Below are 15,929 nucleotides of genomic sequence, written 5' to 3'. Positions count from 1 at the left end.
GCGCTGGATGGCGTCGAACTTGGCGCTCTGCACGAGGACCGGGCAATCGCAGCGAGTCAGGTCGGATGGGCTGATGCGGCACGCCTGTAGCGGGGCCGCTCAATCCGTTTGCATGCGGGGGGTGTCTGCCATGCCGAGGCGGCCGATGAAGGGCAGGCGCAGCGCGGGTCGATTCAGATCCACGCCGGCGTTCAGGCCCAGCAGGTTGATCTCCACGCCTTCCTCCAGCCCCACGTTCAGGCCCAGCAAGCCGAGCAGCGAGAGCTGCAGGCCGCTGCCCGATGGCGTCAGCCCCAGCGGCTGGCTGAGCGGGCGGTAGTCCTTGCCAATGGCGTTGGCTGGCAGATCGAGCCCCAGCGCAGGCACTTCGCGGCCGATATGGGCAAGGAAGGTGTTGCTGTTGGGGCCGGGATAGGCGCGGTATTCATGCGGGAACGGATAACTGGCGATGGCGGCGTCGATCCGGGCGTCGACACCCTCGCCACGGTGCTCGAGCAGCAGCTGCGGTTGCGCGCCGTACCACAGCCCGTCGGGCAGCGCGTAATCGCGTTGCACCACATTGTCGCCCGCCCAGCCGACCACCTCGTAGCGCGTGTAGTCGGCTTCACCGCTGCGCTTGTAGATGATCCACGGGTGGATGGCGAACAGGCCGCGCCAGCCGAAGGTGGGGGCGGCGTACACCTGGATGATGGCGGTGTCGTCCAGCTGCGCCGGGTCGGGGGCGACACCGGCCGAATGGCGTGGCGCGGTCATCCAGCTGCGCTGCGCGGGCCCGTGCTCGGCGCGCGAATCGTTGGCCACGCTCAGGCCAAAGGACACGACCAGCAGGGCCGGCAGCGCCCAGGCCAGGCGACGTGAGAACCGCATGCAACACTCCTGGCGGGCCTGCTCTTGCCGGAGCAGGCGGGTTGGAAGAGATGGGTGGGCGCCGCTGCCTGCGGCGCCCTGGGCGCAATCAGGCGGCTTCTTGCAGCGTGGCGATGTCGATCACGAAGCGGTATTTCACGTCGCTGCTGAGCATGCGCTCATAGGCTTCGTTGATATCCTGCATGCGGATTAGTTCGATATCGGCGGTAATGCCGTGCTTGCCGCAGAAATCGAGCATTTCCTGGGTGCTGGCGATGCCGCCGATCAGCGAGCCGGCGACTGCCTTGCGCCCCAGCACCATGGGCATGGTGTCGAGCGCCGGTTCCAGCGGCCCCAGATAGCCCACCAGCGCCAGCACGCCGTTGTAGCCCAGCGTGGGGATATAGGGGTTGAGATCGTGGGCATAGGGTACCGTATCGATGATCAGCTCGAAGCGGCTGGCGACCGCTGCCAGCTGCGCGGCGTCGGTAGAGAGCACGATGTGATCGGCTCCCAGCCGGCGCGCATCGTCCTCCTTGCCGGGCGAGCGGGTGAATAGCGTCACTTCGGCGCCCATGGCGTGGGCAAGCTTGATTGCCATATGCCCCAGGCCACCGAGGCCGACGACGGCGACCTTGCTGCCTGCCTTCACCCCCCAGTTCTTCAGCGGCGACCAGGTGGTGATGCCGGCACACAGCAGCGGCGCCGCGCCGGCGAGGTCGAGGCCATCCGGGATGCGTACCACGAATTCCTGCTTGACCACGATCCGCTCCGAGTAGCCGCCCTGGGTGGTGCTGCCGTCGATCCGGTCGATGCCGCCATAGCTGAAGACCGGCCCCTCGGCGCAGTGCTGTTCGTCGCCATGGGCGCAGGCCGGGCAATGGCCGCAGGAGTCGACGAGGCAGCCGACACCGACATGGTCGCCGACCTTGAAGCGGGTCACGTCGGCACCGATGCCGGTCACGCGGCCGATCATCTCGTGGCCCGGCACGATGGGATAGGTGCTCCAGCCCCAGTCGTTGCGGGCCGTATGCAGATCGGAGTGGCACACGCCGCAATAGAGGATCTCGATCGCCACATCGTCGTGGCGCGGGCTGCGGCGGTTGAAGCGGTATGGCCCCAGTGGTGTGGTGGTGGAAGTGGCGGCGTAGGCACGGGTCTCGATGCTCATGGTGCTTCCTGTATGCGGGATAGGGGACGGAGTGACAAGCAGCGGGATGGAAAGCGCGCATCGCCAGCAGGTGCTTCGCTCGTTGCTGCTGAACAAGAAGTCGATCGCTTGGATGCAGCACTTTGTCGCTTGCTGTCGAGCGCTGTGGACTTTAGGCCAATTGCTATCACGAAACTAGCCGATGAATATTGAATAAGAAGCAAGTTTTTCTTGATAATCGGCTATCGATCACCTGGGGTTTCATCGTGCCGATCAATGAATTGCGTGCCATTTCCACCTTTGCCAAAGCGGTGGAGCTCGGCAGCCTGCGCAAGGCCGCGCAGGCCCAGGGCATGACGCCGCAGGCGGCAAGCCAGGCGCTGGCGCTGCTGGAACAGCATCTAGGCGTGCGGCTGCTGCACCGCACGACCCGCAGCATCGCGCTGACCGACGAAGGCCAGCAGTTCCTCGAGGCGGCTTACCCGGCGCTGGAGGCGCTGGAGCGCGCATTACAGCGGGCACGCAGTGCCAAGGACGAGATCGCCGGATGCCTGCGCATCGTCGGGCCGCGTGCGACCTTCGCCCCCTTGCTCTGGCCGGTGCTCGACGAGTTCTGCCAGCGCTATCCGGATATCCAGCCCGATGTACAGCTGGACGACGATATCGGCAACTGGGTGGAAGACCGGGTGGACGTCGGCTTTCGCATCGGCGGCCCGCCACAGGACGGCTTGATCGCCAGGCGGCTGTTTGCGCTGCAGCTCGTGATCTGCGCTGCACCGGCTTATCTGGCGCGATACGGCATGCCGCAGACGCTGGATGAACTGCCCGCGCATCGCTGCAGCGTGTTCCGCCACCCTGGCACGGGGCAGTTGCTGCCGTGGTTCGTCCAGGTGGCCGGCGAGCAGCTGGATCTGCACCTGCCCTGGGTGCTGGCCACCAACGATGGAGAACTGGAGCAGCAAGCGCTGCTGTCCGGCCAGGTACTGACGCAGCTACCCGGCTTCGCCGCGGCGAGCCAGATCCGCGAAGGCCGGCTGGTGCCGGTGCTGACGCAACACAACACCGACCACATGGGCGTCTATCTCTATTACGGCAGCCGGGCAGCGCAGCCCGCGCGGGTTCGCGCCTTTATCGATCTGGTGGTCGAACGCTTGTCTAGCAGCGGCGATTTCATGCTGTCGGAGAAGGAGCTGCTCGCCGCCGAGGCCCGTGGGCGCAAGCTGGCGCGCAGTACCGCATCGTGTGTGCCAGGGCGGGTCGTGCCTGAATAAACCAGGTGTACTGCTTGCCACACCGCCACGGCATCGGTAGCAATCGATCAGGCTCAGTCGAGCTGCGGCACATCGTTGGCGCATATGCGCGTGACAAGATATTGATCCTGCGAAAGAAATCGCCTTTCCCTCTGCAAATAGCACAACGCCGGGCTGTCGCCGCTCCATGGCGGCCTGATCGAGCTGGGCCTGCACCTGGGCGGGATGACGCTGGGCGCGGCGCTGGTGCTGCCGGAATATAGGTAGGCGGGTGACGTGGCCGTGTTTTCGCGCGGTTGCCCCCAACCAAAGCCAGCGACATCGCGAGGATGGCGGCAAGGCGAAGGCTGGCATTTTCACGCTCGCGCCGCCCGATTTGGGCGATAGCCTGTTCGCATGGCGCAGTCGTCGATGGCCCGGCCGACGCGGTCGGGCCCGGCGCCCCCGGTTCCGCAAGCCACGCAGCGTGCCCGCCGTGGGGCGGCTGCAGAGTGGGTCCGCGGCGCGATCCACTCCGGCCGCGCTACCGGGTCGCGACTGTTCGCCTGATCGACCAAGAGGTGGAACATGGCTTGCAAAGTGGGTGAGGGTGTGGTCTTTACGCCGGAGTCGAAGTGGTGGCACGGACCGACCCTCGCGGGTAGGTCACGGCAGGGCGGCCTCTGCTGCAGGCATATCGCTCGTGCGGGCGCGATTGCAGCACGGCGCAGTAGTCCCACCGTAAAACGCTGATCCAGCAGGAACGACACCCATGGACGCCGCCACGCCGCAGCATTTCGCCATCTGGTTGCTTATCGTCGGAGCGCTGCTGTTCCTGATGGCGCTGGCGGGCACGCTGCTCAAGCGCCTGCCGCTCAGCATGGCCATGCTCTACCTGGGCGTGGGCTGCGCGCTGGGCGCGTTCGGGCTTGCCCGGCTGGACCCGCGTGGCGACGCCATCCTGCTGGAACGGCTGGCCGAAACCGCCGTGCTGATCTCCTTGTTCAGCGCCGGGCTCAAGCTCAATGTGTCGTTGCGCGACGCGCGCTGGCATCTGCCGATCAGGCTGGCCACCCTGGCCATGCTATTCACCGTGGCTGGTATCGCCGTGGCCGCGCATTTCGGCGCCGGCCTGCCCTGGGGCGCGGCCGTGCTGCTGGGCGCCATACTGGCGCCCACCGATCCCGTTCTCGCTTCCGATGTGCAGGTTGCGCATCCCGATGACGGCGACGCCTTGCGCTTTGGCCTGACCGCCGAAGGAGGGCTGAACGACGGTACGGCGTTTCCGCTGGTGATGCTGGGCCTGGGCCTCTTGGGCGTGCACGAGCTTGGCAGCTGGGGTTGGCGCTGGTGGGCGGTCGACGTGGTTTGGGCGGTGAGCGCCGGGCTCGTGCTCGGCGCGCTGCTGGGGGCATGGACCGGACGGCTGGTGACCTATCTGCGCACGCACCATCGCGAGGCGGTGGGCCTGGACGAGTTCCTCGCGCTGGGCCTGATCGCCGTGGCCTACGGGCTGGCGGTGCTGTGCCACGCCTATGGTTTTCTTGCGGTGTTCGCGGCGGGCCTGGCGCTACGCCGCTTCGACCACCCGGATGATGCGCCCGAGGCGCTGGTTGTGCCGGCGCTGCCCGATCCGCGCGAAGCCCTGGCCACGAATCCGGAGTCGGCCGCCTCCTATCTCAAGCACGCCATGTTGTCGTTCACCGAACAGCTGGAGCGGGTGGCGGAAGTCGTGATCGTGCTGCTGCTTGGCATTCTGCTGCTGCGTTACGAACCGCCCAGCACCGCGTGGCTGATTCCGCTACTGCTTTTGCTGATCCGCCCGCTTGCCACCTGGCTGAGCCTGCTGGGCAGGCCGGCCAGCGCCGAGCGCCCGCCCAATCGCTGGCTGGTGGGATGGTTCGGCGTACGTGGTATTGGCTCGATCTATTACCTGTTCTACGCGATCAACCATGGCCTGCCACGCGAACTGGTGACGCCTTTTATCGAGATTACCCTGTTCGCCGTCGCCAGCTCCATCGTGCTGCATGGCCTGTCGATCACGCCGCTGATGAATCGCCGCGCGCGCCGCCTCCACGCTTGAAAGCAGCCGCAGATGCCCCCCGCTTTGTCGCGTTCGCCCACCGTATAGCCTGTTCTGCCTAGCCACTCTGCATAAGCTATCCACCCCGATCGGCCAATAGGCCCGCTTTGGGCGCTTGCATAAGCTCGGTACATCTTCCCGTGCCCAGCGAGCCGTGCCATGGCTTCCGAACACCTCCCCCGCCAAGCAGTACCCGTGCTGGTTTCGAGCACCTTCGCCTTCACCATCTGTTTTGCCGTCTGGATGATGTTTGCCGTCATCGGCATTCCGCTCAAGACGCAGCTGGGTCTTTCTGAAACCGAGTTCGGCCTCTTGGCCGCCATGCCAGTGCTGACCGGTTCGCTGGTGCGCGTGCCATTGGGGCTGTGGACCGACCGCTACGGCGGCCGTGTCGTGTTGTTTCTGCTGATGCTCGCCACGGTGCCGGCGATCTGGCTGATGAGTTACGCCACCGCCTACTGGCATTTCCTGGTGCTGGCGCTGTTCGTCGGCCTTGCCGGCGGCGCGTTCTCGGTGGGAACGCCCTACGTGGCGCGCTGGTTCCCGCGCCAGCGTCAGGGTCTGGCGATGGGGGTGTTCGGTGCCGGCAATTCGGGGTCGGCGCTGACCAAGTTCGTGGCGCCCGCGCTGATCGTGGTGGCTGGCGGCGCCTGGACCATCGTGCCGCAGGTGTATGCGGTGGCCATGCTGGTGACGGCGGTGCTGTTCTGGCTGGGCTCGGCATCCGATCCGGCGCACCGGGTTCCGGCCACGGTGGGTCTGCGCGATCAGCTGGCCATGCTGCGCGATCCGCGGGTCTGGCGCTACTGCCAGTACTACTCGGTGGTGTTCGGCGGCTATGTCGCGCTCGCGCTGTGGATGACCAAGTACTACATCGGCGAATACGGCTTCGACATGAAGCGGGCTGCGCTGCTCGCGGCGTGCTTTTCGCTGCCCGGTGGTGTCTTGCGCGCGGTGGGAGGCTGGATAGCCGACCGCTATGGCGCCTACAAGACCACCTGGTGGGTGATGTGGGTGTGCTGGGTCTGTTTCTTCCTGCTCAGCTATCCGCAGACTGACTTCGCCATCCTCACCGTGGGTGGCCCGCGCTCATTCCATATCGGGCTGAACCCCGCGCTGTTCACGCTGCTGCTGTTCGTGGTCGGCGTGGCAACCGCCATCGGTAAGGCCTCGGTATTCAAGTTCATCGCCGAGGATTTCCCGCAACAGATCGGGGCGGTGTCCGGCATGGTCGGCCTCGCCGGTGGCCTCGGCGGCTTCCTGCTGCCGGTGCTGTTCGGCTTCGCGCTCGATCTCACGGGCATCCGTTCCAGCGCTTTCATGCTGCTGTACGGCACGGTCTGCGTGAGCCTCGTCTGGATGCATTTCAGTTTCCGCGGCGAGCGCGTTGTGCCTGCGCAGCCCGAATTAGCCCGCACCACCCCTTGAGTTTCCCTACCCCCACGGAGTCCGATCATGACGACCCACGTCCTCAAGCGCTGGGAGCCGGAAAATCCGGCTTTCTGGCAACAAACCGGCGCCTATATCGCCAACCGCAATCTTTGGATCTCGATTCCGGCACTGATGCTGGCCTTCAGCGTCTGGATGCTGTGGAGCGTGGTCGTCGTCAATCTCGATCAGGCCGGGTTCAACTTCAGCAAGAACCAGCTGTTCTGGCTCACCGCGCTGCCGGCCTTGTCCGGCGCCACGCTACGCATCTTCTATTCCTTCCTGGTGCCGGTGTTCGGTGGCCGGCGCTGGACGGCGATTTCCACTGCCACGCTGCTGATTCCGGCGCTGGGCATAGGCTTTGCGCTGCGTGATCCGTCGACCACCTATCCCACGCTGTTGGTGCTGGCGCTGCTGTGTGGTCTCGGTGGCGGCAACTTCAGCTCGAGCATGGCCAATATCAGTTTCTTCTTTCCCAAATCGAAGAAGGGCCTGGCCACCGGGCTCAACGCCGGGATCGGCAACCTGGGCGTGAGCGTCACGCAGTTCCTGGTGCCGATGGTGATCTCGGTTGGGGTGTTCGGTGCGCTGGGCGGTGACGGCCAGACCGTGCCCGCGTCGGACGGATTGCGCACGGTCTGGCTGCAGAACGCCGGTTTCATCTGGGTGCCTTTCATCGTGGTGGCCACGCTGGCGGCCTGGTTCGGCATGAACGATATCGCCGACGCCAGGGCGTCGTTCGCCGAGCAGGCGGTGATTTTCAAGCGTAAGCACAACTGGCTGATGTGCTGGCTTTATCTGGGGACTTTCGGCTCCTTCATCGGCTTCTCGGCGGGCCTGGCGATGTTGACCAAGTCGCAGTTCCCCGACGTCAATCCCACCCAATACGCGTTTCTCGGCCCCCTGGTCGGCGCGCTGACCCGGCCGCTGGGGGGCTGGCTGTCGGACAAGGTGGGTGGCGCGCGCGTCACGCTGTGGACCTTTGTCGCGATGGCATTCGCGGTGCTGGGCGTCATGCAGTTCTTGCCGACGGCGGGCAGCGCCGGTCATTTTGGCGGCTTTCTTTCGCTATTCATCGTGCTGTTCGCGCTGACCGGCATCGGCAATGGCTCCACCTTCCGCATGATCCCGGTGATCTTCCTTACCGAGCGGCTGCGCGCCCTTGGTAGCGGCGAGGCGGCACAGCGGCAGGCCACGCTCGAGGGCAACAAGGAAGCGGCCGCTGTGCTGGGTTTTTCCGGCGCCATCGGCGCATACGGTGGCTTCTTTATCCCCAAGAGCTTCGGCACCGCCATCGCGCTCACCGGAACCCCGCATGCGGCGCTGTGGTGCTTCGTGCTGTTCTACCTCAGCTGCGTGCTGATCACCTGGTGGTGCTATGCGCGCCGACATGCGCCGATGCCGTGCTAAGGCCCGTACCTGGCCAAACGGACTAGTCCTTGTGCAGTGATCACCTCTACCCATTGATGAATGTCGCGCGCCGCGCCGCTGGCGGACACTGAAGTCACCGCGGCGCTTGGGCCACGACGGAGCTAACACGATGAGTCATTTCCTGGATCGCCTCAAATTCCTGAGCCGAGTGCAATCGACGTTCGCTGACGGACACGGCGCGGTCGTCAACGAAGACCGGCGCTGGGAGAATGGTTACCGCTCCCGCTGGCAGCACGACAAGATCGTGCGCTCCACCCACGGCGTGAACTGCACCGGATCGTGTAGCTGGAAGGTGTACGTGAAGAACGGCCTGATCACCTGGGAAACCCAGCAGACCGACTACCCACGCACCCGGCCCGACCTGCCCAACCACGAGCCGCGCGGCTGCCCGCGTGGCGCGTCCTACAGCTGGTATGTGTATTCGGCGCAGCGGGTGAAATACCCGATGATCCGCGGCCGCTTGATGGAAATGTGGCGCGACGCCCGCCTGACCATGGATCCGATCGCCGCCTGGGAGCACATCAGCCAGAACCCGGAAAGGGCGCGCCGCTACAAGAGCGTGCGCGGCCAGGGCGGCTTCGTGCGCGCCGATTGGGAAACCGCGACCGAAATCATCGCTGCGGCCAACGCCTACACCATCAAGCAATACGGCCCCGATCGCGTCGTCGGCTTCTCGCCGATCCCGGCCATGAGCATGGTCAGCTACGCTGCCGGCGCGCGTTACCTCAGCCTGATTGGCGGCGCGTGCCTGAGCTTTTACGACTGGTATTGCGATCTGCCGCCGGCCAGCCCGCAGATCTGGGGCGAGCAGACCGACGTGCCCGAATCGGCCGACTGGTACAACTCGACCTATCTGATGGTGTGGGGCTCGAACGTGCCGATGACGCGCACGCCCGACGCCCACTTCTATACCGAGGTCCGCTACAAGGGCACCAAGACGGTGGCCGTTTCCAGCGATTTCGGTGAAATGGTCAAGTTCGGCGACATCTGGCTTGCGCCCAAGCAGGGGACCGACGCCGCGCTGGCGCTGGCCATGGGCCACGTGGTGCTCACCGAATTCCACCGCGACAACCCGTCGACCTACTTCACGTCCTACGTGAAGCAGTACACCGACATGCCGATGCTGGTACAGCTGCGCGAGCAGGATGGCGTCTACGTGCCCGACCATTTCCTGCGCGCCGCGCAGCTGCCTGCCGCGCTCGGCGAAGCCAACAACGCCGACTGGAAGACGGTGGCGATCGATGCGGCGACCGGCGAGCTCGTAGCGCCCAATGGCACCATCGGTTTTCGCTGGGGCGAGGACAAGGCGGGTACCGGCAAGGTGGGGCGCTGGAACCTGGAAAGCCGTGACGGCGGCAGCGGTCGCGAGATCGACCCGCTGTTGAGCCTGAAGGATGCGCACGACGAGATCGTCGGCGTCGGTTTTAGTTACTTCGGCGCCGAGCATGACGAGCTGCTGGTGCGCAATGTCGCTGCCCGGCGCATCACGCTGGCGCGCGGCGAGTCGGTGCTGGTTGCGACCGTGCACGATCTGCAGCTGGCCAACTACGGTGTCGATCAGGGCCTGGGTGGCGGCAATGTGGCCACTTCCTACAGCGACGACACGCCCTACACCCCGGCCTGGCAGCAAAAGCACACGGGGGTGAAGCCCGAGCTCGTGGTGCAGGTGGCGCGCGAATTCGCGCAGAACGCGCACGATACGCACGGCAAGAGCATGGTGATCGTCGGCGCCGCGCTGAATCACTGGTATCACATGGACATGACTTACCGCGGCATTATCAACCTGTTGATGATGTGCGGCTGCGTCGGCCAAAGCGGCGGCGGCTGGGCGCATTACGTGGGCCAGGAAAAGCTGCGGCCGCAGTTCGGCTGGGCGCCGCTCGCGTTCGCGCTCGACTGGGTGCGCCCACCCCGGCAGATGAACGGCACAAGCTTCTTCTACGCGCATACCAGCCAGTGGCGCCACGAAAAGCTGCATGTCGACGAGATCCTCGCGCCGACTGCCGACAAATCGCGCCTGTCCAAGATGGCGATGATCGATTTCAACGCCAAGGCCGAGCGCATGGGCTGGCTGCCCTCCGCTCCGCAGCTGCAGACCAATCCGCTCGACGTGTGCGACGCGGCGGCCGCCGCGGGCCAGGACGTACCGACCTATCTGGCCAAACAGCTCAAATCCGGCGGCGTGCAGATGAGCTGCGACGATCCGGACCATCCGAACAACTTCCCGCGCAATATGTTCGTCTGGCGCTCGAACATCCTCGGCTCCAGCGGCAAGGGCCACGAGTATTTCCTGAAATACCTCTTGGGCACGCAGAACGCGCTGTTCGATGACCCTAATGATGCGATCCGCCCGAGCGAAGTCACCTGGCGCGAAGAGGCGGCCGAGGGCAAGCTCGACCTCTTGACCGTGCTCGACTTTCGCATGAGCACCACGTGCCTGTATGGCGACATCGTGTTACCGACGGCCACCTGGTACGAGAAGGACGATCTCAACACCAGCGATATGCACCCCTTCATCCACCCGCTGTCCGAGGCGGTGCAGCCATTGTGGGAGAGCAAGACCGACTGGGAAATCTACAAGCTCATCGCCAAGAAGTTCAGCGAGATCGGCGGGCCATATCTGGGCACCCGCCGCGATGTGGTGCTGCAACCGTTGATGCACGACACCCCGGGCGAGCTGGGCCAGCCGATGACGCCGCTCGATTGGAAGAAGGGCGAATGCGAGCTGATTCCGGGCAAGACCGCGCCGAGCATGATGGTGGTCGAGCGCAACTACGCTGATGTCTACAAGAAGTTCACCTCGGTCGGGCCGCTGCTCGACAAGCTCGGCAACGGCGGCAAGGGTATCAACTGGGATACCCAGCACGAGGTGCACGAGCTCGCGGGCTTTACCAAGACGGTGACCGAACCCGGCGTCAGCCAGGGCCGGCCGCGGCTGGATACCGCGATCGACGCCGCCGAGATGATCCTGACCTTCGCCCCTGAGACCAACGGCCATGTGGCGGTCAAGGCCTGGGATGCGCTCTCCAAGATCACCGGTCGCGACCATACCCATCTGGCGGTGGGCCGCGAGCACGACAAGATTCGCTTTCGCGATGTGCAGGCGCAGCCGCGCAAGATCATCTCTGCCCCGACCTGGTCCGGGCTGGAAAGCGAGGAAGTCAGCTACAACGCCGGCTACACCAATGTGCACGAGCTGATCCCATGGCGCACGCTCACCGGTCGGCAGCAGTTCTACCAGGACCACCGCTGGATGCTGGATTTCGGCGAAGGCTTCTGCGTCTACAAGCCGGCGATCGACACCAAGACGGTGGCGCCGATGCTGGGCAAGGCGCCCAACGGCAACCATGAGCTGGTGCTCAACTGGATCACGCCGCACCAGAAGTGGGGCATCCACAGCACCTATTCGGACAACCTGCGCATGCTCACGCTCAGTCGCGGTGGCCCGCACGTGTGGATCTCCGAGGCCGAGGCCAAACAGGCCGGCATTGTCGACAACGATTGGGTCGAGGTGTTCAACAGCAACGGCACGCTGACCGCCCGCGTGGTGGTCAGCCAGCGCGTGCCGCAGGGCATGTGTCTGATGTATCACGCCCAGGAAAAGATCGTGAACGTGCCGGGCGCCGAAATGAGCGGCAAGCGCGGCGGCATCCACAACTCGGTGACCCGCGCGGTGCTCAAGCCCACCCACATGATCGGAGGCTATGCGCAGCAGGCCTACGGCTTCAATTACTACGGCACGGTGGGCAGCAATCGCGATGAGTTCGTGGTGCTGCGCAAGATGAAGAAGGTGGACTGGCTGGAAGGGCCGCGTGTCGAGGACGAAGAAGGAGTCGCCAAATGAAAATCCGCGCCCAAGTCGGCATGGTGCTGAACCTCGATAAATGCATCGGTTGCCACACCTGTTCGGTCACCTGCAAGAACGTCTGGACCAGCCGCGATGGCGTCGAGTACGCCTGGTTCAACAACGTGGAAACCAAGCCAGGCATCGGTTATCCGAAGGAATGGGAAAACCAGCAGAAGTGGCAGGGCGGCTGGGTCCGCAACGCCGCGGGCAAGCTGGAGCCGCGCCAGGGTGGGCGGCTGAAGATCCTCGCCAACCTCTTTGCCAACCCCAATCTGCCGGCAATCGACGATTACTACGAGCCGTTCACCTACGACTACGAGCATTTGCAGCACGCGCCGCTGTCCGAAACCCCGCCGACGGCGCGGCCGGTGTCGGTGATTACCGGCAAGAAGATGGACAAGATCGAATGGGGTCCGAACTGGGAGGATGACCTCGGCGGCGAGTTTAGCTCGCGCGGCCGTGATGCGCTGTTCGAAGGGGTGCAGAAGGAGATGTACAGCACCTTCGAAAACACCTTCATGATGTATCTGCCCCGCCTGTGCGAGCACTGTCTGAACCCGGCCTGCGTGGCGTCTTGCCCGTCGGGCTCGATCTATAAGCGCGAGGACGATGGCATCGTGCTGGTCGACCAGGACAAGTGTCGCGGCTGGCGCATGTGCATCTCGGGTTGCCCCTACAAGAAGGTCTACTTCAATTGGCAAAGCGGCAAGGCCGAGAAGTGCACCTTTTGCTTCCCCCGCATCGAGGCAGGCCAGCCCACCGTGTGCTCGGAAACCTGTGTCGGCCGTATCCGCTATCTCGGGGTGCTGCTTTACGACGCGGACAAGATCGAAGCCGCAGCCGCCGTGGCAGACGAACAGGATCTGTACCAGGCGCAGCTCGATTGCTTTCTCGACCCGCATTCGGAATGGGTTCAACTAGAGGCACGCCGCCAGGGCATACCTGACAGCTGGCTGGATGCCGCACGCAACAGCCCCGTCTACAAGATGGCTATGGAATGGAAGGTAGCCTTTCCGCTCCATCCCGAGTACCGCACGCTGCCCATGGTCTGGTATATCCCGCCGCTGTCGCCGATCCAGTCGGCCGCGGAAAACCGGCAGATGCCGCACAGCGTGGTCGGCGACAGCATCATCCCGGACGTGAAGAGCCTGCGCATCCCGGTGAAGTACCTGGCCAACCTGCTGACTGCCGGCAAGGAAGCGCCGGTGGTCGATGCGCTCGAACGGATGATCGCGATGCGCGCCTACAAGCGCAGCGAAGTGGTGCATGGCAAGGGTGACGAAGCGCTGCTCAAGCCAGTCGGGCTCGACGCGGCGACGGTCGAGGACATGTACCAGATCATGGCCATCGCCAATTACGAGGATCGCTTCGTCATCCCGTCCAGCCACAAGGAGCTGGTCGAGGACAGCTTCAACGACAAGGGCAGCTGTGGTTTCACCTTTGGCAACGGCTGCTCCAGCGGCGTGTCGGACGGCGGGCTCTTTGGCAAGAAGCAGGAGGGCAGCGTGATCTACGTGCACATGCCCAAGTCGCGCAAGGCAAAGGAGGGGGTATGAACACGCTATGTCTCGCACTGTCCGCGCTGCTGAGCTATCCGGAGGCAGAGTTGGTGGCCGCGATCGACGAGATCGACGCCGCTTTGGCCTCGCAGGCCGATAACCGGGCGCGGTTGTGGCCGCTGCTCGATTTCCTGCGCAGCAACAGCCTGATCGCGCTGCAGGAGAATTACGTCGCCACTTTCGATCGCAATCCGGCCTATGCGCTGCATCTTTTTGAGCATCTGCACGGCGAGAGCCGCGATCGTGGCGAGGCCATGGTCGACTTGCTGAACGAATACCAGCGCCATGGTTTCGAGCCGGGCAGTGAAACCGGCGAATTGCCCGATTACCTGCCGCTGTTTCTCGAATTCCTGGGTCAGTTGCCCGCGGAGCAGGCCTTGCCGCTGCTGAACGAGGCGGTTCACGTGATAGCGGCGATCGGCGACAGGCTGGCCGAATCAGGCAGCCCTTACGCCACGATTTTTGCCGTGCTGCGTGAACTGGCCACGGTCGCGCCCAAGCCCTTGCGCGAGCCGCCGGTGCGCGACATGGACGAGCTCTTGGAGACGTTCGGCCCAGGGGCCGACGGTGCCGAGCCGCTGCTCAGGCCGCAACCCGGTGGCGTGCAGACCGTGCAGTTTCATCGCAAGGCACCGCTTCGCGAGGAGGGTGCGACGAGACCCTGATCGGCCGGCGCCACAGCGAGGGCGCCACCATCCGGACACCTCATCCTCACCTCACCCTCACGTCAGGAGAACCCCCATGACCTACCTGCACCAGTTCGTTTTCGGCATCTACCCCTATATCGCGCTCGCCATCTTCCTCTTCGGCAGCCTCGCGCGCTTCGAGCGTGAGCAATACACCTGGAAGAGCGACAGCTCGCAGCTGCTGCACCGCGGCCGGCTGCGGCTGGGCAACATCCTGTTCCATGTTGGCATTCTCGGGCTGTTCTTCGGCCACGCGGCCGGCCTGCTCACTCCCGTTGCGGTGTGGGATGCGCTCGGCGTCACGCACAGCTTCAAGCAGATGGTGGCCATGCTGGCCGGTGGCGTCATGGGCGGCATCTGCCTGACCGGCCTTTGCATCCTGCTGCATCGCCGCCTGAGCGATGCGCGGCTGCGCGCCGTCACCCGCCCGGGCGACAAGGTGCTGCTGCTGTGGATCCTGATCACGCTGCTGCTGGGGCTGTCCACCATCTTCGTCTCTGCCCAGCATCGCGACGGCCACGAGATGGTGCTGCTGATGAGCTGGGCGCAGCACATCGTCACTTTCCGTGCCGGCGCGGCGGACTTCATCAGCAGTGCGCACTGGCTGTTCAAGGCCCACCTGTTCATGGGCATGACGCTGTTCGTGATCTTCCCGTTCACCCGGCTCGTCCATGTGTGGAGCGGCTTCGCGTCGGTCACCTATATCGGTCGTGCCTGGCAGCTGGTACGCCCGCGTTAATACCCGCAAGGAGAGCACCATGCCCGTCGTCGTCAATGATTACGAGCTCACCGACGCTGATATCGAGGCCGAGTTGCCGCGGCACGAGGGTGAGCCCCTGCCGCTGCATCAGGCCACCGTGGCCGTCATCCTGCGCCACCTGCTGTGCGAGGAAGCCGCACGCCTGGGCCTCTCCGCGCCTGACGAGGACGGGCTGATCGATGCGCTGCTGGCGCGCGAGATCAAGGTGCCGCAGCCCGACCGGGAGAGCTGTTTGCGGCACTACCAGCAGCACCCGACACGTTACACCGTCGGCGAGCTCGTCGAGGCCGATCACATCCTGTTCCAGGTCACGCCGCAAGTGGCGCTGGGCCCGCTGCGCGAGCTTGCCGAAGCGACGCTGGCCGAGCTCGTGGCCGCGCCCGAACGTTTCGCGGCGCTGGCGGCCGAGCGTTCCAATTGCCCGTCGGCGGCGCAGGGCGGCTCGCTGGGCCAACTGGCGCGCGGGCAGACGGTGCCGGAATTCGAGCGCGCACTGTTCGGGGCAGCGCCCGGCATCGTTCCGCGGCTGATCGAAACGCGTTTCGGCCTGCATATCGCGCGCATCCATCGGAGCATCGCCGGCCGCTTGCGGCCGTTTGACGAGGTCGAGGGTGCGATCGCCAGTGCGATGCATGCGTACAGCGTCGACACCGCAACCCGGCAGTATCTGCAGCTTTTGGTCGGGCGTGCGCGCATCAGCGGCATAGCTCTTGCCGCTGCCGACAGTCCGCTGGTGCAATAGGCCACAAGAACTAGGCACGCGAGTGAATGGTGGTCACGCGGCCTTAGAGGCAGAATGTAGCTACATTACCGGATGCCCATCATGTCCGTGCCCGATCTGCCCCAGCTTCGTGATCGCTTTGCCCGCCGCATCGACTACCTGCGCGTCTCGGTCACCGACCGGTGCGAC

At 64.8% G+C, this 15,929-nt stretch carries 11 protein-coding genes; 9 read left to right on the top strand and 2 right to left on the bottom strand.

The genetic code is table 11. The features are described 5' to 3' along the window. Positions 1-99 precede the first annotated feature (99 nt). Positions 100-867 carry a DUF3750 domain-containing protein gene (locus tag NLI84_RS16390; RefSeq protein WP_255991759.1) on the bottom strand — a complete coding sequence of 256 codons (768 nt, stop codon included), beginning with the start codon at positions 865-867 and terminating at the stop codon, positions 100-102. A gap of 88 nt (positions 868-955) precedes the next feature. After that, complete coding sequence (locus NLI84_RS16385) at positions 956-2,017, bottom strand: NAD(P)-dependent alcohol dehydrogenase (RefSeq protein ID WP_255991758.1); 1,062 nt, start codon at positions 2,015-2,017, stop codon at positions 956-958. 245 nt (positions 2,018-2,262) lie between these two features. Here NLI84_RS16385 and NLI84_RS16380 point away from each other — a divergent pair, with 245 nt between their 5' ends. The 9 genes from NLI84_RS16380 to NLI84_RS16340 all read left to right on the top strand — a co-directional run bounded on the left by NLI84_RS16380 (position 2,263) and on the right by NLI84_RS16340 (position 15,761). Beyond that, positions 2,263-3,267, top strand: a complete 1,005-nt coding sequence (locus NLI84_RS16380) for a LysR family transcriptional regulator (protein ID WP_255991757.1) — start codon at positions 2,263-2,265, stop codon at positions 3,265-3,267. A 730-nt stretch (positions 3,268-3,997) separates the two neighbouring features. Next, on the top strand, positions 3,998-5,308 hold the full coding sequence (locus NLI84_RS16375; protein WP_255991756.1) for a cation:proton antiporter: 1,311 nt from the start codon (positions 3,998-4,000) through the stop codon (positions 5,306-5,308). A gap of 159 nt (positions 5,309-5,467) precedes the next feature. After that, a complete protein-coding gene (locus NLI84_RS16370; RefSeq protein ID WP_255991755.1) occupies positions 5,468-6,736 on the top strand; it encodes an MFS transporter in 1,269 nt (422 codons plus the stop codon). Positions 6,737-6,763: 27 nt separating this feature from the next. Further along, entirely contained in the window at positions 6,764-8,146 is a 1,383-nt protein-coding gene (locus NLI84_RS16365; RefSeq protein ID WP_255991754.1) for a NarK family nitrate/nitrite MFS transporter, read from the top strand. A gap of 130 nt (positions 8,147-8,276) precedes the next feature. Continuing rightward, positions 8,277-12,011, top strand: coding sequence for a nitrate reductase subunit alpha (locus tag NLI84_RS16360; protein WP_255991753.1), 3,735 nt, complete (start codon positions 8,277-8,279; stop codon positions 12,009-12,011). Then, positions 12,008-13,570 (top strand): nitrate reductase subunit beta, encoded by a 1,563-nt coding sequence (gene narH, locus NLI84_RS16355; RefSeq protein WP_255991751.1) that lies wholly within the window; start codon positions 12,008-12,010, stop codon positions 13,568-13,570. Before NLI84_RS16360 ends, narH begins: the two co-directional genes overlap by 4 nt. Next, complete coding sequence (narJ, locus tag NLI84_RS16350; RefSeq protein ID WP_255991750.1) at positions 13,567-14,238, top strand: nitrate reductase molybdenum cofactor assembly chaperone; 672 nt, start codon at positions 13,567-13,569, stop codon at positions 14,236-14,238. The genes narH and narJ overlap by 4 nt, the downstream gene beginning before the upstream one ends. 76 nt (positions 14,239-14,314) lie before the next feature. Further along, positions 14,315-14,998 (top strand): respiratory nitrate reductase subunit gamma, encoded by a 684-nt coding sequence (gene narI / locus NLI84_RS16345; RefSeq protein WP_255991749.1) that lies wholly within the window; start codon positions 14,315-14,317, stop codon positions 14,996-14,998. A gap of 19 nt (positions 14,999-15,017) precedes the next feature. Beyond that, complete coding sequence (locus NLI84_RS16340; RefSeq protein WP_255991748.1) at positions 15,018-15,761, top strand: peptidylprolyl isomerase; 744 nt, start codon at positions 15,018-15,020, stop codon at positions 15,759-15,761. Positions 15,762-15,929: the final 168 nt, after the last annotated feature.

This window comes from Chitinolyticbacter albus (genome assembly GCF_024437655.1).
Taxonomy (GTDB): domain Bacteria; phylum Pseudomonadota; class Gammaproteobacteria; order Burkholderiales; family Chitinibacteraceae; genus Chitinolyticbacter; species Chitinolyticbacter albus.
Note: the sequence above shows the minus strand (reverse complement) of the source record. Positions and strands in the feature narration are given on the sequence as shown.

Bases quoted from the DNA above. Each gene is read 5' to 3' on its own strand.
- NLI84_RS16360 (WP_255991753.1), top strand. From the start codon at position 8,277: ATGAGTCATTTCCTGGATCGCCTCAAATTCCTGAGCCGAGTGCAATCG.
- narH (WP_255991751.1), top strand. From the start codon at position 12,008: ATGAAAATCCGCGCCCAAGTCGGCATGGTGCTGAACCTCGATAAATGC.
- NLI84_RS16340 (WP_255991748.1), top strand. From the start codon at position 15,018: ATGCCCGTCGTCGTCAATGATTACGAGCTCACCGACGCTGATATCGAG.
- NLI84_RS16365 (WP_255991754.1), top strand. From the start codon at position 6,764: ATGACGACCCACGTCCTCAAGCGCTGGGAGCCGGAAAATCCGGCTTTC.
- NLI84_RS16375 (WP_255991756.1), top strand. From the start codon at position 3,998: ATGGACGCCGCCACGCCGCAGCATTTCGCCATCTGGTTGCTTATCGTC.
- NLI84_RS16390 (WP_255991759.1), bottom strand. From the start codon at position 867: ATGCGGTTCTCACGTCGCCTGGCCTGGGCGCTGCCGGCCCTGCTGGTC.
- NLI84_RS16385 (WP_255991758.1), bottom strand. From the start codon at position 2,017: ATGAGCATCGAGACCCGTGCCTACGCCGCCACTTCCACCACCACACCA.
- NLI84_RS16370 (WP_255991755.1), top strand. From the start codon at position 5,468: ATGGCTTCCGAACACCTCCCCCGCCAAGCAGTACCCGTGCTGGTTTCG.
- narI (WP_255991749.1), top strand. From the start codon at position 14,315: ATGACCTACCTGCACCAGTTCGTTTTCGGCATCTACCCCTATATCGCG.
- narJ (WP_255991750.1), top strand. From the start codon at position 13,567: ATGAACACGCTATGTCTCGCACTGTCCGCGCTGCTGAGCTATCCGGAG.